We start from the raw sequence: 17990 nt of genomic DNA, 5'->3' as shown, positions 1-17990 counted from the left end.
GACGCCATTCTGTGTTTGGAGAGGAGAGGAAACTATTTGCGCGCGACGGCGGCTTGCAGCGCACTGCCATTTTCATTCGCAAATGCTGCACGCGGTGCGACGAGCGCTTTCTCGAATGCCAGAATCTGGATGCTTTCCGGATCGGCTTGAAGATCGAAAAGCGCGGTGTAGCCGGTGCGCAGATAAAGCTCGCGCGCTTCGGGTTGGCGGAAGCCGGTCGTAAGATAGACCCGGCCATATCCTTGGCGCAGCGCCTGCGCTTCGAGCTCGACGAGAATTTTCCGCGCGAGGCCCTGGCGACGATGATCACGATCGGTCCAGACGCGTTTGAACTCGGCCGTCGTCTCGTCGTAGCGCATGAAAGCGCCGCCAGCGATGGGTTTTCCGTTCCGCAGAAGCAGGACAAATGCGCCATCGGGCGCGCCAAAGCGCTCTGGCGGATAGCGGTTCATTTCCTGTGCTGCGCCGCCCTCTTCGAAATAATTGCCGTAGCGGGTTTGGTACTCTTCGGTCAGTTGCTCGACGAGCGGCAGGGCCACGGGATCGGTGGGAAGCGTATAGAGAAAGCTGTCGGTCACGACCGGGCCTCCGCGCTGATGGTTATTAAGTGGGGCGGAGAGCCGCAAAGCCCCCCGCGGTTGGTCGGTCAGCCGGCTGCCTTTTCCGCAGGCAAGGCATAGCGGCTTTCGCGGTACGGCAGACCGAGATGATCGCGCAGCGTCGTGCCGATCTGCTCGCGGTTATGGCGGCCGCGCTTTTCGAGGATGGGCAAGACCTGTTCCTCAAAATCGGTCCAGCCTTGTGCCGAGACCGGAAAGCCGAAAACGAAGCCGTCGGCGGCGCCGGTATCGACCCATTCCTCGATCTTGTCGGCGATCTGCTCCGGGGTACCCTGAAATTCGCTACGCGGCGTCGTTTGTTCGAGAGCGACCTCGCGCAAGCTTTGCCCATGCTCCCTGGCTCGGGTCTTGATCCGATCGGTGCCCGACTGGAAATTGTTTCGGCCGATTTCGCCCAATTCGGGGAATGGCGCGTCGAGATCGTATTGGCTGAAATCGTGGTGATCGAAATAGCGCCCGAGATAATGTAGCGCTTCGGTGATGTTCACGAGACCCGCGATCTCCTGATATTTGCGTTCGACTTCCTCATCGGTCGAGCCGACGATGATGCCCACACCGGGCAGGATTTTTATCGCATCAGCGCCGCGGCCGTGGGCGATGGCGCTTTGCTTGAGTTTTTGGGTCAGCACTCGGTTTTCGTCGATCGATGTAGAGGCCGCAAAAACAGCATCGGCATGGCGGCCGGCAAGCTCGATACCGGCCGGCGACCCACCGGCCTGGAACAACAATGTCTGGCCCTGTGGCGAGCGCTCGATATTGAGTGGGCCTTCGGCGGAGTGGAACTTGCCCTTGAAATTGAGGCGGTGGAGCTTGGCGAAATCGGCAAACTGGCCGCTGGCGCGGTCGCGAGTAAAGGCGCCGTCGTCCCAGCTATCCCAGAGCCCTTTGACGATCTCGATATGCTCGGCCGCGATTTCGTAGCGGAGGGCGTGGTTGGGATGCTGGACGCGGCCATAGTTCTTGGCGGACCCTTCGAGCGGCGAAGTCACCGCATTCCAGCCGGCGCGGCCATTGCTCAGGAGATCGATGGAGCCAAACTGCCGCGCCACGGTAAACGGGTCGCTATAGGAGGTCGAGAGCGTGCCGACGAGGCCGATCGTGCTGGTCGTTGCCGCCAGCGCAGAAAGCAGAGCGATCGGCTCGAAGCGGTTGAGGAAATGCGGGATCGACTGCTCGTTGATGTAGAGCCCATCGGCCACGAAAGCGAAGGCGATGCCTGCCGCTTCAGCCTTCTTGGTCTGTTCGAGCAGGAACTGGAAATTGACCGAGGCATCGGCGGGGCCGCTTGGATGCTTCCAGGCATTCATATGGCCGCCCGGGCCATGCAGCATCAGGCCGAACGGAATGCGGGTCTTGGTCATGGTCTATCTCCGAAAAATCAGGCGGAAAGTGCTGTCGGCGCGGCAGCGCGCTCACGCGCATCGGCGATCAATCCGATGGCGTCGAGGCGGCTATCGCCGGGATTGAAAAGATCGAGAATGAATTCTTCGATGCCATATTGGCGGGCGAGCGCATCGAGCGCCGCAACGATGTCGTGGCCATCGCCGGCAAGGACATTGGCCTTACGCTTTTCAACTTTGAAGTCGGTGACGCCGGCCTGACGAGCATATTCGGCGGCCTGCGCCTCGCTGCCGACGGTGACGCTTTGACCGCCCGGGATGGTGACGCGGAAGGGCGTGAAGCCGGCTGCGGTTTCGCGCGCCTTATTGCCATCCTTCTCAACGATGGCTGCCAGTGCCACGATCGGAGTGCGATGGTTCAGATCGCGATAAGTCGAAATGGACGTTGCCAGCGCGACATCATCACCATTGAGGTGGCGGGCGAACACGAAGTTCCAGCCAAGACTCGCGGCCAGTTCGGCGCTTTCGACACTCGCCCCGAGCAGGAAGCGCTCACTGGTGCTGGCCGGTTGAGGCGTCGCGGAAAGACCTTCCACGCGATCGCCAGTGCCCTCGCCCAGATAGGCGTTAAACTCGCGCAGTTGGGTTGCAAAGTCGGGACGGACTGCAGCGTCGCGGCCGGCCTGCAGCGCCTTGGTCGACAGCGGCAAGCCGCCGGGCGCCTTGCCGATCCCGATATCGATGCGTCCCGGGGCGAGGCTTTCGAGAAGATTGAAATTTTCGGCGATTTTGTAGGGGCTATAGTGCTGCAGCATGACCCCGCCGGACCCGACCCTGATGGTTTTGGTCGAGGTCGCCAAAGCGGCGATCAGGATCTCGGGAGACGAACTCGCAAGCTCGGGCGCGTTGTGGTGTTCAGCGACCCAGAACCGATGATAGCCCAGCGTTTCCGCCCGTTGCGCATAGGCAATCGTCCGCTGCAAAGCCCGGTGGGCGGTTTCGCCCTTGGCAATCGGGCTCTTGTCGAGCAGGCTGAGGCGATAGGTCATGCATGATCCCCTTGGTACAGGGCGCCAGCATAAGTCTAGTATTTTTATAGATAAATAGCTTAGGGATTGCGGGACCTGAAGATGGCAAGTCTTTTTCCCGTCTTACAACCGGCGGAAGCGGCTGCTTTTGTTGATATAGCTTCGTAGGAAACGTTCTGCCTCAAATCATGCATGCAAGAGCAAGCTGCCGAACGACCTTCACCATCGGGCTGACAGGCGCCGCTGCGGATGAATGGCACGCCGAATTACGCCGCTATCCCACCTTGCTATTTCTTTGGGCCCTGCAAGCGTCAGAGCAATATTTGACCTCATCCCAAACCTTGGCCCACTTCTTGCGCCAGACGAATGGGCGCTTGCAGACCAAGCAAGTCTTCACCGGCAGATCGCTTTTCTCGATGCGCTTGGCCATGCCGAAAACCTCGTTCGTTTTTCAAAAGATGGCTCGAAGCCAACCGCAAAAAGGTGTGCCCTTGGAAGACGGATATAGAACTAGGCCTTCCTTGCATGCTCAATAGCAGTGCAAAACAAAAACGCGGAAGAATGTCTCGAGTTCACCATCGAGCGGATTGGCCTCAAAAAGGCTCGCGAGCCCCATGCGCCACTGCTCGTAGTTTTCCTCTCGCGACAGCGCACTGGAATGGATGGCCTGGCTGGGCGCCGCACTGTCTACCATGGGGGCTGTCTACCGTCTCAATTCGCAGCGAATGGAAGAGAATGACTAAATTCATTCGCATGAGGAAGATAGTCGCGTAAAATGTGATCGGAGGGCTAGGCGCGTGCGGCGGAGAGGATGGACATCATGTGTTCAAAGCGCGCCCCGGCCAGCGACACCTGATCAAGAATGCCTTCGTCCAGTTCATCATCCATGATGGCGCCGGCTTTCATGCCCGAATTACTCTTCTGCCGATTGGTGGTGCTTTCGGTCATTGCGCTCCCAAGCTCAATGGCCGCTGGGGTCGTCGCCTATCAGGCGCTGGGTCCTGAAATGGCCGCCGCTGGCTCTATTGCCGGTCTTGCAGGCGCCGTCTTTGCCGGCCTTGTCGGTGCCCGCACGCCGAGCCCGGTACCGACCACGCCCGGCGTCATGGTGGCGCTGTTGCAGGCCAATTTCGCCACAACCATGCTGGCGACCACCGGCAATCTCAATGCCACCATCGCCGCCATGGCGATCTGCGTGGCGCTGGCGGGTCTCTGGCAGGTGCTGTTTGGGCTGGCGGGGCTCGGCAATGTCGTGCGCTACGTGCCCCACCCGGTTCTTGCCGGCTTTGGTCTTGGCGTCTCGCTCCTGCTCTTTATCGGCCAGATGCCCATGCTCTTTGGCCGCACCTCGTTCGGAGCTTTGGTCACCACGCCCTTCGGCGCCTCCGAACTGGCCATGCCGCTGATCGGCCTCGTCCTGATCGCCGGCATGCTGCTTCTCGTCCGGCGCTTTCCGCGCCTGCCGGTGCCGCTGATCGGTCTTTTCGCAGCCATCGTATTTTACCATGGCCTCCACCTGGTTTTCCCCGGCATTGCGCTGGGCCGCACCGCCAGCGGTGATGCCCTTGGGGAACTCGCCGGGATTGTCAGTGCCGCTCTTGGCAGTCTCGCAACGCTCCCTCGCGAAATGATCCAGCCGATCATTCTCAATTCCGTCGCCGTCGCCGCCATCGGCATTTTCGACACGCTGCTCACGGTCCGCGCCAGCAAGGGCTATATCGAGATCGACGCCACCCCGCGCCGCGAACTGGCAGGCCTCGGCCTTGCCAATATGGCCGCCAGCGTGTCCGGCGCCGCCGCGATGACCACGTCGCTCTCCGTTGCCGTCCCCGCCTATCTCGCCGGTGGCCGCACCACCCTCACGCGCATCGTCGGGTGTTTCGCGCTCCTCGCCATTGCCCTGATCCCTGGCTTCATCGGCTCTATGCCGCTGCTGGGCTTGACGGCGCTGACCCTTTTCTTCGTCGTACGCTCGATCAACTGGTCGGTCATCGACATGGTGCGCGACGCCATTCGTCCGCAATATCCGAGCCTCCGCGGCCGCGCTTTGCGCGATCTGTCCATCCTTCTCGCCGTGATGCTCGGCATTCTGCTCGTTCATCCCACGATGGGCGTGCTAATCGGCGTCGTCCTCTCCTGCCTCCTGTTCATCACCGATATGGCGCGCCCAATGATTGTCGCGCGCACCACCGGCGCAACCCTCCTCTCCCGCCGTGGCCGTTCGGCGCATGACATGGACCTCTTGCGCCAGAAAGGCGAACGCACGCTGGTACTCCGTCTTCAGGGCGTGCTGTTCTTCGGCAATTGCGATGATCTCGATACCGAACTGCGCCGGCTCGAACCAGAGTTCGACACCGCCATCCTCGATATGCGCCGGGTGACCGATATCGACGCCACCGGCAACAAGCTCCTCAACGACATGCGCGCCCGCCTCGCCAAGAACGGCCGCAGCCTCTGCATCGCGGGGCTCACGCCGGAGTTGGCGCTATTCATCGGCCCGGCCATCGAGACCCTGCCCGATCTCGATTCGGCCCTCGAGCGGTTCGAGGAAAAGTCGCTCGGTGAGCGCCTCAATGCGCCGCACGCGCAGGACGACCTCGAATTCCTCCAATCCCTATCCACCGACCGCCGCGCGATTTTCATGGCGACGGTAGAGCATCGCGACTATGCCGCCAACGAAATCCTCTGCCGCATGGGCGATGCGGGTGACGGCATGTGGATCATCCTCTCGGGCAGCATCAGCGTCCGCATTCCCGCAACCAGCGGCGCGCTGCGCGTCGCTGGCATCGCTGCAGGCGCCCCAGCTGGCGAACTTGCCCTCCTCGAAGGCAATCCACGCTCCGCCGATCTCCTTGCGGACGGTTCGCTGCAAACCCTTTATCTCAGCAAATCAGCCTTCGAGACGCTCTCGCACGAGGCGCCCGATATCGGCCAGGCCATCATCACCTGGATCGCCATCATCACGGCACAACGCCTCCGCTCCTCCTCCGAAGCCTTGCGTTTCGCCGCGTCGGAATAGCCTTTGGATATCAGTCGGTTGGGGTAACGGACTGGGCAAGACCTGCCAGATCGCCGGTGAAGGCCAATCGAAAACCCTCTTCTGCGTAACTGATCTCGGATTGGCCCAGACCCCCGAGGGTCGCGCGGATCAATCGGCTGCCAAAGCCCTTGCGCGCCGGGGCTGAAACCGGCGGCCCACCACTCTCCCGCCAATCGAATTTCAATTGGTCGCAATTCGGGCCAGGCTGGATTTCCCACATGACGTCAACCTGGCCCGACTGGTCCGAGGACAGCGCGCCATATTTGATCGAGTTCGTCGCCAGCTCGTGGATGACGAGGGCGAATGACAATGCGGCCTGTGGCGAGAAGTGAATTGCGGGTCCTTTAATGACGAAATTTCGACTATGGACAGAGAGCGTCTGCCGCACCAGTTCGCCGAATTCGGCCTCCTGGAAATCGGTGCTGAACAGCAGGTCATGCGTTCGTGCCAGGGCCGAAAAACGCTCGACGATCTGTTCCTGAACATCGGCCATTTCAGGGTGGGGCCGCATGGTCTGCCCAACGATGGATTGAAGCATGGCGATGGTGTTCTTAACCCGGTGCGCCAGTTCGCGCGTCAACAGGCGCTGCTGTTGTGCCCGGCGCTCTAGTTCATCAAGATGAGACTTGGTAACGAACTGACGACGCCGTCCGGCCAATGCCCAGCGGACCGCGCTCAATAGCGCAGTCGAACTCATGGGACGCTCGAGCACCATGACATTGGCAACTTCAGGCGGGAACAAGCGATAGACCGCTTCGGTCTGAACGGCAGAGCGTTTCTGGCTGATCAGCAGGATGAAGGGATAAGACGACCATGTCGGCTGATTGTGGACAGCCTTGAGGAGGGCCGACCAATCCGCCTGCACCAGTGCCTCTTCGCTCATCAGCACCGCGCCGAGGCTTTCGCCGAAATGCCCCACCAGATCGGCCAGCGACGACGCGGTATCCGTGTCGAAATGCTCGCCCCGCAGCAACCCAACTATGCTGGCTGAATCCTTCGCATAGGGCGCATAAACGACGACCTTGCCGTCACTGGCTATCATTGGGGCGGCTTTCCATAAGCGGGCCGCGATCACCGACATATTCCGGAGTACCAGTCAGGACGCCCCTGAAGGCAACCAAGGGATCGCCCATACGAATGCCGTGACTGTCGAACTTTATTTCTCTGATTGCATCCTCATGTGCGCCGGCTCGGTTTTTGAGCACTGACATAGCTTTGCGAAGACGGCCCTGGGCTTCGAAAAACCGGAACAGGAACACGACGTCCGCAATGTATGAAATGTTGAGCGCGCCAGAGTGCATCGTACCAACCAATCCCTGCTGTGGATTGATCAGTAGGGTCAACACACCTTGCTGGTTCAGATAGGAGAGCAGCTCATGCATCTGCAAAATGAGCTGCTTTTCTTCAGGCATCGATGACAGATAACCATTGAGACTATCGAGCACGATGACCTTGACCTGACGCTCTTCCACTTCCTTACGCACCATCCAGGCGAACTGCCCCGGCGTCACGTCGGCAGGGTCTATCTGGATGAGCTTGAGGCAGCCAGCCTCCATTGGCCCATCGGGATCATGCCCCAAAGAGCGGGAGCGGGCCATCAGGGTGCCGATACGCTCATCGAATTGATAAACGGTGGCATTTTCGCCCCGCCGGCAGGCTTCGAGTGCATAGGAGAAGGCGACTGAACTTTTGCCCGTGCCGGGGGGACCCGTCATGATGGCGCAAGTGCCGCGCATCGGCCCGCCATTGAGCAGCGCATCGAGTTCTGGAATGCCGCTCGGCACTGGATCGCCGACAAATGGCGTGTGAAAGTCCGAGGCGATGAGCCGCGGATACACTTTGAGTCCGCTCCGCAGGATTTGGACATCATGATATCCAGCCGAAAAACTGACGCCGCGCAGTTTCTGGATCTGGATAGTGCGGCGGGCAGCGCCGAATTCCAGCGTATTGCGCTCGAGCGTTATGACACCATGAGCGATCGAATGGAGGTGAGCGTCACGCTCGCCATGTTCTCCGGTCAGATCGTCGACAAGGATCACTGTAATATTGCGGCCTGCAAAATACTGTTTCAGGGCCAGTACCTGCCGGCGATAACGCAGCGGATCCTGAGACAGGAGACGCAATTCGGACAGGCTATCGAATACCAGGCGCCGCGGCTGCACCTCTTCGACCCGCTTGATGATCAGGTCGACCGTCGCACTCAGTTCGATTTCCCAGGGGTGGATGATGGTCTGGCCACGACCATCGCCAAGCACTTCCTCTGCCGACGACAGTTCAAAAATGTCGATGCCGTCCAGCGTCCAGTCATGCGAGGCGACAACGGCGGCCAATTCTTCGTGGGTTTCGGAGAGCGTAATGTAGAGGCATCTTTCGCCCTGCCGCACGCCCTCCATCAAGAATTGCAGACCCAGCGTGGTTTTGCCCGAGCCGGGCGCTCCTTCGAGGAGGTAGAGGCGCGATGGCGTCAGGCCCCCATTCAATACGATATCGAGGCCTTCGTTTCCGGTGGAAATTCGGGGGTCAGCGTTCATCTATTCGTCCATCGGAAATCATCAGCGCTTGTCAGATGTAAGCTTATTCACCCACTGCCTGCGAGCGTAATAACGCAGATAAAATGATCAAGTTTCTTCAGGCAACTGATCACGCAATTCCCGAAACGGCGTTTAACTTAAGCGATTGACAGGCCGCTTAACCGCAAATCCGTAGCCGCCTCATCGACAACACCCATATCGGGGTTGGGGACGGGCTTTGAAAGCAAAAATCCCTGAAGATCGTTGCAACCTGCAGCCACGAGAAAATCGCGTTGACCTTCGGTTTCAACGCCTTCGGCTGTTGTCGATAGACCAAGGCTGTGGCTGAGGGCGACGATTGCCGACACAACCGCGGCGCCATCAGCGCGACTGCCGAGGAGCTTAACGAAAGACCGGTCGATCTTGATGCGATCGATACCGAAGCGGACGAGGTGGCTGAGCGAGGAATAGCCAGTGCCAAAATCATCAAGCGCGATCTTGATGCCTGCATCGCGGAGGCGCGACAATGTATCCGATACCACTGCCTCGTCGGCATCGAGAAGTGCGGTTTCAGTGAGTTCGAGTTCCAGACGCTCAGCGGCAAGCCCGGTTTGTTTCAACACCTTCACCACCGCGTCGACATAGTCGGGACGGCGAAGCTGAAGGGGCGACACGTTGACCGAGACGAATTGCGTGCTGTCCCACCCTGTCGCCGCGGCGCAGGCTCTTTCGAGCACCACCATGCCAAGCTCATGGATCATGCCGCTGTCTTCGGCGAGCGTGATGAACTTATCGGGCGTGAGGAGACCATGCGTTTCGTGGCGCCAGCGCACCAGAGCCTCGGCGCCCGAAACTGCATGGCCCGGCGCGGTGCAGTGGATGGTCTGGAAAAAGACCTCAAGGCCGAATTCGGACTGAGGATCTGTTCCACCAGTGCCCAACAATGTCTGCAGCTCGGACTTCAACTCAGCGCGCATTTGCGCCGAGCTATCAAGCCGCGCCGAATATTCTACGCAACGGTTGCGGCCGGTACTCTTGGCTTCATAAAGCGCGATATCGGCCAGGTGCAGCACTTCGCTGGTCGTCTGGCGTGCACTCGTCAGGCTCGTGGCGCCAATCGAGCAGCCAATGGTGGCCGTCACCTTGCCATCGAGCAGCGGAAAGGGCGCATTGAGCGAGGTGATGATCCGCTGAAAGAGTTCGACATGCGATCGATCTGTCTTGGCGCGGTCAGGCAATAGCAGGGCAAATTCATCGCCACCGAGGCGGGCGAGGGTATCATTGGGCCCAAGCAGGGCACGGATACGATCGGCGACCGCAGTCAGCAGTTCATCCCCCGCGCCATGTCCGAACGTGTCGTTGACGGCCTTGAACTTGTCGAGGTCGATCAGCGCCACGACCGAGCGCGTAACATTGAGGCGCTGATCTTCGAGACAATCAGTGAGACGACGGCCAAATAAAATTCGATTGGGCAAGTCAGTGAGGGCGTCATGGAGCGATTGGCGCCGGGCCTTTTGTTCGCTGTCGGTCAGTTCCGACATCGACTTCTTGAGCAACAACATCAGCATGGCCAGAAGCGAGGCAATGATGAGCGCGGAAGCGGCGAGGGCCGGGAGAAGCCGGCTGACGACGCGCGAGCCCGGCAAGTCCGGCGTCCAGATGATAAAGCCGATCGGCTCGCCCGTGCTTGTGGCACGAATTTCGAAAGTGACTTCTTCGATATCCGGGTCAGCAGCGCGCGCAAAACGGGCGCCGTTGAGGCCCTGTTCGCGGCTGAAAGCATCGAGCGCCGGACCATCGATATAGCGATAGGCAATCAGATATAGTCGATTGGTCGGCGCGACGGGCTGCGATCCAAGCGTAATCGCCTTGATGCCGGCAATAGACGGGCGGCCTTCAAGGCGCATCAGTTCGACAACTGGCAGCGGCTCATCCTGCTGCCGCAGCCTTGTCAGCAGCGGAAGCAGTAGCGGCTTCGCCCAGTCAAATCGCGACGCGATTTCCGCATCGGTCTCAAGCGCAAGTTTGCCGTCGCCGTCGATAACAAAGACCTGATCGTATCCGAAGATCGACTTGATGAGGTGGCTAAACCCCTTGCCGTCCTGGGGGCTGACATTGCTTTCGTCGACAGTGGAAATCGAGCTGGCATAGCCCTCGGCCATCAAGTCGAGTTCGTGGGCAACGCGTTCGATTTGTGTCGAAAGCCGCGTGTTTGAAAGTTCGCGCTGTCGATCGAGCGCAGCAAGGTCGCTTTCGCGGCTAGCCCAGATAGCCGAAGCCAGCACGAGCCCAATGGTCACCACACCGCCAATGGCGATCAGGGTGAGGAGCGCGCCGGACGAGGTCCATTTGAGGGCGGGACGAAGCAAGGGAAGGCCAATCATGCCGAGTACGCCCACAGGCTCTACTCAAACAATTACGATTGTCTTGTCATAAAGGCTCACAAATGGGCCGATGACGTAAGTTGTGATTGTAGATTTTCTGTTTTGCTAAAGGCCGAAGAGCGCGTGCGTGCGCCAGCACTAGGGAGACGGCAATGAACGGGCAGAGCGGAACGACGCATTGGGCATTGGGCATTCTTGCAGCGGTCAGCATTTTAGCTGCGCCCCCTCTGGCCCTCGCCCAGGACAACCCCATCCGCATCGCCATCGAGGGACAGTTCCCGCCCTTCAATTATCTTGATACCAATGGCAAGCTCCAAGGGTTCGACGTCGAGATTGCCGATGCCCTTTGCGCTGCGATGAAGGCTGAGTGCGAATATGTCACGCAGGACTGGGACGAGATGATCCCCGGGCTTCTCGACGACAAATATGATGCCATCATCTCCTCCATGTCGATGAGCGACGAACGCCGCGCGGTCGCCGATTTCACCGAGCGCTACTACGACAGCCCGTCCATCTTCATCACCAACAAGCAATCCGACCTCGAGGCTTTTGCGCCGGATGATCTCGCCGGCAAAAGCATCGGCGTGAGCCTTGCGACCTCCCAAGAGGCCTATGCCAAGAGCCTTTATGGCCGCTCGGACATCAAGGTCTATGGCACGTCGCCCGAACTCTACGACGGCCTCGCCAAGGGCGAAGTCGACGTCGTCTTCGAAGACAAACTCGCTGCCTATGATTGGCTCACCAACACCAAGACCGGCCAATGCTGCGAATTCCGCAGTGAAGACATCAAGGATGCCGGCTTTTTCGGCGATGGTGCAGGCATCGCGGTGCGCAAGGAAGAGCAGGACCTGAAAACCGCACTCAATGCCGCGCTGAAGACAATTACCGAAGACGGTACCTACAACATGATCAACGCCAAATATTTTCCGTTCAGCATCCGTTAGCCAGGACAATGGGCGGCTTCCGGCGGTCGCTATCCCTCCGGCTTCGCTGACGACCGATACATCTTCGCCAACGAAGCAATGATTTCGGTCATCTTGGCTCTCAGTTCCGGAGGCTCAAGCACTTCAGCATGAGTGCCGAAGCGCAGCATTTCGGCGGCGGCGTGGTCGAGCAAGCCGACAGAGATGGTCACCTGCCTCCAGCCATTTCGGTCGTTCTCCGGCGAAATCACGGCCCCGCTGCGGATGTAGGGCGGCAATAGGTCATCGAGCATTGCGAATCCGGCCGGCGATAGCCGAGTGGTCGCTTTGTTGGGATGCAGGTCAACTTCGTAGAGACGTATGCTTTCGGCCCAGTGGCCAGCCAGATCGAAGCTCTTGGGGTAGTCGAATGCCTTCTCGAGCAGATGGACGTTGCTCATGCGGGCAATTCGAAAGGTCTTGGTTTCGCTCTTCACCCCGGCAACCAGGTACCAAGCCCCACCTTTGAGCACGATACCGAGTGGGTCGGCCTCTCGTTCACCTAAGCCGGTCCTGCTTGCATAGCGGAAGCGCAGTGCCCGCTCGCTCCAGACGGCAGCAGCCACTGTAGGAAGCTGGGCCAATGTCTCGGGTTCTGCAAACCAGGCCGGCGCGTCGAAATGAAAGCGCGACCGCGCCGCACCCGACCGCATCTCTTCGGGCAAGGCCGCCAACACCTTGCTCCGCGCGCTTGCCGCCGCCGATCCCATTCCCAGATCTGCGGCTTGCTGTGTCAGGCCCGCGAGAAACAGCGCCTGCGCTTCGCTTGACGACACGCCATTAAGGCGCACGCGATAGCCGTCGAGCAGGCGATATCCACCAGCGCTGCCCTGCACGCTGTAAATCGGCACCCCAGAAGCGCTTAGTGCATCCACGTCTCGATAAATCGTCCGCACCGAAACCTCGCACTCGTCCGCGAGGGCCTGGGCGGTAACCTGCCCTTTGGCCTGGAGTGTAGTGAGGATCGAGAGGAGCCGACTTGCACGCATAAATTTGAAATGGCCCCAACCAACCTGACAGCAGATGACAGGTATGGTCGCCTATTCTTCTCCCATCAGCAACTCAAACCGCCTTGTGTCAGAAGGACCACCGGTCATGTCTCAGGCGATCAAAACGTTACTCATAAAAGGACTATTCATCATGCAATTTTCCGCCGCCGCTGTCGCGCAAGACCTCACCCTCATCAATCCCCCTAAACTGGGCGATCCAACCGCCAATGGGTACAGCACGGCGGTTGTGGCGCCGGCCAATGCGCGCATCGCCTATATCTCCGGCCAAGGCGGTCAGGATCAGACCGGCGCTCTCTCGCCCGATTTCGGCACGCAAGTGGCTCAAGCCTATGCCAATCTCGGCGTGGCTATCGAAGGCATCGGCGCCAAGCCAGAGCAGGTGGCTAAACTGACCGTCTATGTCGTGGACCATGACATGTACAAGCTCGGCGTGCTCGCCCAGAACGTCATCGCCCTGTTCGGCGACAAGCTTCCGGCCCAGACCCTCGTCCCCGTTCCCAAGCTCGCCATCGACACCATGCTCTTCGAAGTTGAGGCCATCGTCGTGTTCCGGTAAAACCAGCACGGCGTGGATCTACCGGTTGTCAGGTATCGCCGAGACAACGGGTGCACTGGCCTTATCGGAGAGTAACGACCACCTTGCCCTTGGCCCGGCCGGTTTCGAGATAGGCCATGGCTTCATTCAGCGCCTCGAAAGCAAACACCTTATCGATAACGGGACGAATAGCGCCTGCCTCGATGAGTTTGGTGATCTGTTCGAGTTGCGCTCCGCTACCGTTCATAAAAAGAAACGTGTAGCGGATACCAGCCGGCTGGGCCTTTTTGCGGATGCCTCTGCTGAGCAGTCGAAACACTAATCCGATGATCGGATTGAGTCTCTTCTGCTTGGCGAAACCGGGATCGGGCGGACCGGAAATGGAGACGACTACGCCACCCCTGCGGACAACGCGCAATGACTTTTCCAGCGTCTCCGTATCCTGACTGTTGAGCACCACGTCGTAGCCCAAGAGCACCTTCTCGAAGTCCTGCTCGCGATAATCGATCACCACATCGGCGCCAAGGTTCCGCACAAGCTCACCATTGGCAGCGCTCGTCGTCGTGGCGACCTTGGCGCCAAGATGCTTGGCGAGTTGGATGGCGAACGTACCGACCCCGCCAGATCCGGCCTGGATAAAGACCTTCTGGCCAGATCTGAGGTTTGCCCGATCGACCAATGCCTGCCAGGCGGTCAAGCCTACGAGTGGAACCGAGGCGGCCTCGGCAAAGCTCAGGGTCTTGGGCTTGAGCGCCAGGTCTTTCTGGTCGATGGCAATACGTTCTGCAAAAGTGCCGATGCGGCCATCGCTCGGCCGCGAATAGACCTCGTCACCGACGTTGAATTTTCGCACTTGGGCGCCAACCCGAAGGACGGTGCCCGCCACATCATGGCCGGCGATAAAGGGCGGCTTGTAGGGTAGAATGGGCTTGAATTCACCGTCGCGGATCTTGGAGTCGAGGAGGTTAAGGCTGACGGCATGAACCTGCACCAGCACATCGTTGGGCCCAACGTCTGGCTCTGGTGCCTCCCTTAGACGGAGGAGCGAGCCCTTTTTGTAGGCATCGACAAAATAGGCGTACATGGCATGGATGTCCTGTCTGGAATTACGCGGGAAGGCGCAGTTGCTGGCGGAGGGCCTTGTCGAAGATTTTTGCAGGCATCAGCCGCCGCAGGAGGCTGATCTGTCCGGCAACTTCACCGACGGTGTAGCGACGCTTCTGATCCTTGTCCGTCGCCGCTTTCAGCACTGCCTCAGCCACCATTTCAGGTGTATCCGCCGTGGGCATGACATCCTGAACGAAGCCAAGAACTCTCGAACGTGCCTCGTCATATTCCGGCAGCTTCCTGTCCGGCTCGAGCGAGTTTTGGTCGAATGGGCTGCGCACGTAAGCGGGCTCGATCAGGGAGACCCGGACGTTGAAGGCGCGGATTTCATGGTCGAGCGATTCTGAATAACCCTCCAATGCATGCTTGGTCGCCGCATAGTGGGCCGAGTAAGGCGCAGGCGCGAAGCCGAGACCTGAACTGACATTGATGATCCGGCCTTGCCGCTGCATACGCATGGTTGGCAGCACCGCGTTGGTCATCCGCAGAACGCCAAAGAGGTTCACGTCGAAGAGCGCCTGAACTTGGCTGATGGAGGACTCTTCTGCCCCGCCAAGGAGGCCGACGCCGGCATTGTTCACCACGACATCGATCCGGCCTGCGCGCTCAAGGACAGTGTCTACCAGAGCTTTTACGGAAGCTTCGTCGGTTACATCGCAGGTGAGCATTTCAATGCCGGCAGGCAAAGTCCTACCCGGCTTCCGACTTGTGCCGAAGACCGTGAAACCCGCTTTCGCAAGCGCTTCAGCGCTGGCTCGGCCGATGCCGGATGAAGCTCCGGTCACTATTGCCGTTTTCATGGGCGTGCCCTCACTTTTCCAAACGATAGCGTTCGGCCGGCTTTGTGCCGCCGAGACCGCCCAAGAGTCCATGACGGGCGCTTTCTAGATTCTGCCACAGTGCCTCGTCGCCAAGCGGCGGAATGGTCACGAGCTCTTTGCGATCGAGGCCAACCAGTGCCGCATCGACGAGATCATCGACCTCCATCAGGTTGGGCAGTGTGTTTGCGTCCACCCCGCTCCGCTCCCAGATCGCCGTGCGTGTCGCTGCGGGCACCACGGCCTGCACGTGAACACCCCTGTTCCCAAGCTCGGCGGCAAGGGATTGCGAGAGGGTCAAGATATAAGACTTGGTCGCAGCATAGATTCCCGAAAAGTGCTCGGGCATGAAGCCGACGACGGAACCGATATTGATGATCGTCCCCGTACCCCGCCGGGCCATCCCGCTTGCCGCTGCCGCTGCCAAAAGAGTTGGCACGGTCACATTGAGCGTCACCAGCTTTTCAAGATCGACAGGATTCGTTTCAGCGATAGTGCCGGCAATATTGCCGCCGGCATTGTTGACCAACACATCGATGGGCGATCCGTCCCGTAGCCGGTTCTCGACCGTCTGCCGCTGTGTGGCATTGATAAGGTCAGCGGTGAGGATTTCTACTTTGACGCCATATGCCGCGCGTAACTCTGCGGCTAGGTCTTCAAGCTTCTGAGTGGTGCGCGCGACGAGAACCAGATCGTGGCCGCGACTGGCAAACTTCCGCGCGTATACCGCGCCGATGCCGCTTGAAGCGCCAGTGATAAGTGCAGTGGACATAGTGATACCTGCTGGAGATTGACCCGAATGTCGCAATCAAGATGTTGTTCATCATCTTGATTGTCAAGATGATGGTGATCATCTAAAACATCGAAACACAGGAGTGGCCGATCATGGGAACAAGTCAGCAGCAGAAGGCGACGAGCCGCGCCGCCATCGTCATTGCAGCAGCAGAACTGTTTCGCGAACGGGGGCTGGAAGGGGTCAGCGTCGCCGAGATCATGGACGCGGCTGGCCTCACCCATGGCGGCTTCCCGCGGCATTTCCCGAACAAGCAGGCGCTCGTTGCCGAAGCGCTCGCCTTGGCGTTGGAAGGCTCTGGAAAGTCGCGCCTAATCTCAGCCGATGGCGTAGATGCCTTTGCAGACGACTATCTGACCAAGCTCCATCGCGAAAATCCGGGCAAGGGATGTGTTTTTGCAGCTCTTGGTTCTGAAGTCGCCCGCGCCGACCCGCAGGCCCGCAGCGTCATGAGTGACGCCATCCACCGGCAGATCGAGGAATTCACGGTGTCTCGCGAAGACGGCGAAAACGAGTTGGATGCCCAGGCACTCGGAAAATGGGCCACCATGATCGGCGCCCTAGTTCTGGCCCGCATCTCTGATTCCGAAGCTGTTTCAGAGCAGATCCTGACGGCGACCAGAACCTACATCGGCATCCCCAAATAGCCTCGCGACGCCCCTCGCGCATCGCATTCGACAATGAAAAGGACTGGAAAAAGACTTTTAAAGCGCTGCGCGCAACCAAAAGCGCCGACAAATTCTCCGCCGATATTTCGTCGACTTCGGCGAGTACAATTCGATGACTGGCGACTTAACCGTCGCTATCGAATATTTCACGGTGGACTAAAAGACGCGATGGCGCTATGCGGCACCTCTGAGGGGATCCGCACATTCCCCCTGATTACCGGCATTGACTTCACCGGCAACGTCGAAACCTCATCTCATTCCGATTTCAAGCCGGGCGACAAAGTCGTCGTCAATGGCCGGCGCCCGAGTCAAACCTATCATGGCGGATTCGCGCAAAAGGCAAAGCTCAGCGGCGATTGGCTGGTCACGATTCCCAGTCACTCTCGACCCTTCATTCAACTGCCATCGGCACCGCCGGTTACACGGCGATGCTCAGCGTCCTCGCCTTCGAATATGGCGGGATCACACCGGACCGCGGGCCGATCCTTGTCATCGGCGCCAATGGTTGCGTTGGCTCCGTTGCGATCGCTATCTGTCCAACCTCGGCTATAGGGTAATTGCGTCGACCGGCCGGCTTGCAGAAAGTGACTATCTCAAGTAGTTGGGCGCAATCGAGATTATCACCCGCAAGAGCTTGCCCGAGCTACGTGCGCCGATTTCAGCCGAACGTTGGGCGGGCGCAATCGACTCGGTGTGGAGCCAGACGCTCGCCATATCCTAGCGCAGATGGGCAGTCGTGTCGTCGTTACAACCAATGGCCTTGCCCAAGGCGCGTATCTCCCCGGCACGGTTCTCCCCTTTCATCCTCCGCGACGTCACTCTGGCAGGTACCGACTCCGTCAAGGCCGCACAGACCGTACGCCCTGAAGCATGGTCGCGTTTGGCTGGCATCGATCTCGACAAGCTGGCCCAAACCACGCGGATGATCGGACTGGATGAGGTCAAGGATGTCGCCGCCCAGGTCTTGCAGGGAAAGATCTAGGGCCGCACCGTCGTCGACGTCAACGCCTGAGCCCATGCCAGCTGAGGTGGAAACGATGGACATGATCGAGTCGTCACCGATGTTACCGTCTCAATGTTGATTTCCGCCGAGAAGTGCCCCGGGTTTTCCATTGAGAAGTGACCCGCCTGTTAGTTTTGTTTCGGGTCGGCTGCTGCGGTCAAGGGTCTAGGTT

General features: G+C 59.4%; 19 protein-coding genes. 6 read left to right on the top strand and 13 right to left on the bottom strand.

The features are described from left to right. Positions 1–32: 32 nt before the first annotated feature. From ASG47_RS18060 to ASG47_RS20890, 6 genes are all read right to left on the bottom strand, one after another. A complete protein-coding gene (locus ASG47_RS18060; protein ID WP_061911636.1) occupies positions 33–578 on the bottom strand; it encodes a GNAT family N-acetyltransferase in 546 nt (181 codons plus the stop codon). Positions 579–646: 68 nt separating this feature from the next. Continuing rightward, positions 647–1981, bottom strand: coding sequence for an LLM class flavin-dependent oxidoreductase (locus tag ASG47_RS18055; RefSeq protein ID WP_061911635.1), 1335 nt, complete (start codon positions 1979–1981; stop codon positions 647–649). Positions 1982–1998: 17 nt separating this feature from the next. Then, on the bottom strand, positions 1999–3009 hold the full coding sequence (locus tag ASG47_RS18050; protein WP_061911634.1) for an MsnO8 family LLM class oxidoreductase: 1011 nt from the start codon (positions 3007–3009) through the stop codon (positions 1999–2001). A 253-nt stretch (positions 3010–3262) separates the two neighbouring features. Then, on the bottom strand, positions 3263–3418 hold the full coding sequence (locus ASG47_RS20465; RefSeq protein WP_082511837.1) for a DUF2256 domain-containing protein: 156 nt from the start codon (positions 3416–3418) through the stop codon (positions 3263–3265). Between the two features lie 99 nt (positions 3419–3517). Next, positions 3518–3682 carry a hypothetical protein gene (locus tag ASG47_RS20770; RefSeq protein WP_156464164.1) on the bottom strand — a complete coding sequence of 55 codons (165 nt, stop codon included), beginning with the start codon at positions 3680–3682 and terminating at the stop codon, positions 3518–3520. A 95-nt stretch (positions 3683–3777) separates the two neighbouring features. After that, positions 3778–3936 carry a hypothetical protein gene (locus tag ASG47_RS20890; RefSeq protein WP_162243276.1) on the bottom strand — a complete coding sequence of 53 codons (159 nt, stop codon included), beginning with the start codon at positions 3934–3936 and terminating at the stop codon, positions 3778–3780. 16 nt (positions 3937–3952) lie between these two features. Between ASG47_RS20890 and ASG47_RS18045 the strand changes: the two genes are divergently transcribed. After that, entirely contained in the window at positions 3953–6007 is a 2055-nt protein-coding gene (locus ASG47_RS18045) for an SLC26A/SulP transporter family protein (protein ID WP_162243275.1), read from the top strand. A 10-nt stretch (positions 6008–6017) separates the two neighbouring features. Here ASG47_RS18045 and ASG47_RS18040 read toward each other — a convergent pair whose 3' ends face one another. The 3 genes from ASG47_RS18040 to ASG47_RS18030 all read right to left on the bottom strand — a co-directional run bounded on the left by ASG47_RS18040 (position 6018) and on the right by ASG47_RS18030 (position 10922). Beyond that, entirely contained in the window at positions 6018–7070 is a 1053-nt protein-coding gene (locus ASG47_RS18040) for a sensor histidine kinase (protein WP_061911632.1), read from the bottom strand. Further along, positions 7057–8559, bottom strand: coding sequence for an ATPase domain-containing protein (locus ASG47_RS18035; RefSeq protein WP_061911631.1), 1503 nt, complete (start codon positions 8557–8559; stop codon positions 7057–7059). The genes ASG47_RS18040 and ASG47_RS18035 overlap by 14 nt, the downstream gene beginning before the upstream one ends. A gap of 137 nt (positions 8560–8696) precedes the next feature. Beyond that, entirely contained in the window at positions 8697–10922 is a 2226-nt protein-coding gene (locus ASG47_RS18030; RefSeq protein WP_061911785.1) for a putative bifunctional diguanylate cyclase/phosphodiesterase, read from the bottom strand. Positions 10923–11074: 152 nt separating this feature from the next. On the opposite strand from ASG47_RS18030, the gene ASG47_RS18025 reads away from it, so the two are divergent. Beyond that, positions 11075–11866: a transporter substrate-binding domain-containing protein gene (locus ASG47_RS18025; RefSeq protein ID WP_061911630.1), complete on the top strand. Its 792-nt coding sequence runs from the start codon at positions 11075–11077 to the stop codon at positions 11864–11866. A 29-nt stretch (positions 11867–11895) separates the two neighbouring features. On the opposite strand, the gene ASG47_RS18020 is transcribed toward ASG47_RS18025, so the two are convergent. Further along, on the bottom strand, positions 11896–12873 hold the full coding sequence (locus ASG47_RS18020; protein ID WP_061911629.1) for a helix-turn-helix transcriptional regulator: 978 nt from the start codon (positions 12871–12873) through the stop codon (positions 11896–11898). Between the two features lie 106 nt (positions 12874–12979). Between ASG47_RS18020 and ASG47_RS18015 the strand changes: the two genes are divergently transcribed. Continuing rightward, a complete protein-coding gene (locus tag ASG47_RS18015) occupies positions 12980–13450 on the top strand; it encodes a RidA family protein (RefSeq protein WP_061911628.1) in 471 nt (156 codons plus the stop codon). A 61-nt stretch (positions 13451–13511) separates the two neighbouring features. Here the strand turns inward: ASG47_RS18015 and ASG47_RS18010 are convergent, their stop codons facing one another. The 3 genes from ASG47_RS18010 to ASG47_RS18000 are packed head-to-tail and all read right to left on the bottom strand — an operon-like array spanning position 13512 to position 16126. Then, complete coding sequence (locus ASG47_RS18010) at positions 13512–14513, bottom strand: NADP-dependent oxidoreductase (RefSeq protein WP_061911627.1); 1002 nt, start codon at positions 14511–14513, stop codon at positions 13512–13514. A 22-nt stretch (positions 14514–14535) separates the two neighbouring features. After that, complete coding sequence (locus ASG47_RS18005; protein WP_061911626.1) at positions 14536–15336, bottom strand: oxidoreductase; 801 nt, start codon at positions 15334–15336, stop codon at positions 14536–14538. A 10-nt stretch (positions 15337–15346) separates the two neighbouring features. After that, positions 15347–16126 carry an SDR family NAD(P)-dependent oxidoreductase gene (locus ASG47_RS18000; RefSeq protein WP_061911625.1) on the bottom strand — a complete coding sequence of 260 codons (780 nt, stop codon included), beginning with the start codon at positions 16124–16126 and terminating at the stop codon, positions 15347–15349. Positions 16127–16239: 113 nt separating this feature from the next. Here ASG47_RS18000 and ASG47_RS17995 point away from each other — a divergent pair, with 113 nt between their 5' ends. From ASG47_RS17995 to ASG47_RS21135, 3 genes are all read left to right on the top strand, one after another. Next, a complete protein-coding gene (locus ASG47_RS17995) occupies positions 16240–16794 on the top strand; it encodes a TetR/AcrR family transcriptional regulator (RefSeq protein ID WP_061911624.1) in 555 nt (184 codons plus the stop codon). 33 nt (positions 16795–16827) lie between these two features. Continuing rightward, positions 16828–17367 carry an alcohol dehydrogenase catalytic domain-containing protein gene (locus ASG47_RS21345; RefSeq protein ID WP_413813473.1) on the top strand — a complete coding sequence of 180 codons (540 nt, stop codon included), beginning with the start codon at positions 16828–16830 and terminating at the stop codon, positions 17365–17367. Between the two features lie 202 nt (positions 17368–17569). Further along, positions 17570–17797 (top strand): hypothetical protein, encoded by a 228-nt coding sequence (locus ASG47_RS21135; RefSeq protein WP_244487132.1) that lies wholly within the window; start codon positions 17570–17572, stop codon positions 17795–17797. The last annotated feature ends 193 nt before the right edge of the window (positions 17798–17990 follow it).

The sequence above is a fragment of the Devosia sp. Leaf420 genome (genome assembly GCF_001425445.1).
Taxonomy (GTDB): domain Bacteria; phylum Pseudomonadota; class Alphaproteobacteria; order Rhizobiales; family Devosiaceae; genus Devosia.
The sequence above is the reverse complement of the archived record's forward strand: the minus strand, read 5'-3'. Positions and strand labels throughout refer to the sequence as shown.

What these genes read in the sequence shown, in the direction of transcription:
- ASG47_RS18055 (WP_061911635.1), bottom strand. Translation starts at nt 1,981, where the DNA reads ATGACCAAGACCCGCATTCCGTTCGGCCTGATGCTGCATGGCCCGGGC.
- ASG47_RS18050 (WP_061911634.1), bottom strand. Translation starts at nt 3,009, where the DNA reads ATGACCTATCGCCTCAGCCTGCTCGACAAGAGCCCGATTGCCAAGGGC.
- ASG47_RS20465 (WP_082511837.1), bottom strand. Translation starts at nt 3,418, where the DNA reads ATGGCCAAGCGCATCGAGAAAAGCGATCTGCCGGTGAAGACTTGCTTG.
- ASG47_RS20770 (WP_156464164.1), bottom strand. Translation starts at nt 3,682, where the DNA reads ATGGTAGACAGTGCGGCGCCCAGCCAGGCCATCCATTCCAGTGCGCTG.
- ASG47_RS20890 (WP_162243276.1), bottom strand. Translation starts at nt 3,936, where the DNA reads ATGACCGAAAGCACCACCAATCGGCAGAAGAGTAATTCGGGCATGAAA.
- ASG47_RS18045 (WP_162243275.1), top strand. Translation starts at nt 3,953, where the DNA reads ATGGCCGCTGGGGTCGTCGCCTATCAGGCGCTGGGTCCTGAAATGGCC.
- ASG47_RS18040 (WP_061911632.1), bottom strand. Translation starts at nt 7,070, where the DNA reads ATGATAGCCAGTGACGGCAAGGTCGTCGTTTATGCGCCCTATGCGAAG.
- ASG47_RS18035 (WP_061911631.1), bottom strand. Translation starts at nt 8,559, where the DNA reads ATGAACGCTGACCCCCGAATTTCCACCGGAAACGAAGGCCTCGATATC.
- ASG47_RS18030 (WP_061911785.1), bottom strand. Translation starts at nt 10,922, where the DNA reads ATGATTGGCCTTCCCTTGCTTCGTCCCGCCCTCAAATGGACCTCGTCC.
- ASG47_RS18025 (WP_061911630.1), top strand. Translation starts at nt 11,075, where the DNA reads ATGAACGGGCAGAGCGGAACGACGCATTGGGCATTGGGCATTCTTGCA.
- ASG47_RS18020 (WP_061911629.1), bottom strand. Translation starts at nt 12,873, where the DNA reads ATGCGTGCAAGTCGGCTCCTCTCGATCCTCACTACACTCCAGGCCAAA.
- ASG47_RS18015 (WP_061911628.1), top strand. Translation starts at nt 12,980, where the DNA reads ATGTCTCAGGCGATCAAAACGTTACTCATAAAAGGACTATTCATCATG.
- ASG47_RS18010 (WP_061911627.1), bottom strand. Translation starts at nt 14,513, where the DNA reads ATGTACGCCTATTTTGTCGATGCCTACAAAAAGGGCTCGCTCCTCCGT.
- ASG47_RS18005 (WP_061911626.1), bottom strand. Translation starts at nt 15,336, where the DNA reads ATGAAAACGGCAATAGTGACCGGAGCTTCATCCGGCATCGGCCGAGCC.
- ASG47_RS18000 (WP_061911625.1), bottom strand. Translation starts at nt 16,126, where the DNA reads ATGTCCACTGCACTTATCACTGGCGCTTCAAGCGGCATCGGCGCGGTA.
- ASG47_RS17995 (WP_061911624.1), top strand. Translation starts at nt 16,240, where the DNA reads ATGGGAACAAGTCAGCAGCAGAAGGCGACGAGCCGCGCCGCCATCGTC.
- ASG47_RS21345 (WP_413813473.1), top strand. Translation starts at nt 16,828, where the DNA reads ATGAAAAGGACTGGAAAAAGACTTTTAAAGCGCTGCGCGCAACCAAAA.
- ASG47_RS21135 (WP_244487132.1), top strand. Translation starts at nt 17,570, where the DNA reads ATGGCCTTGCCCAAGGCGCGTATCTCCCCGGCACGGTTCTCCCCTTTC.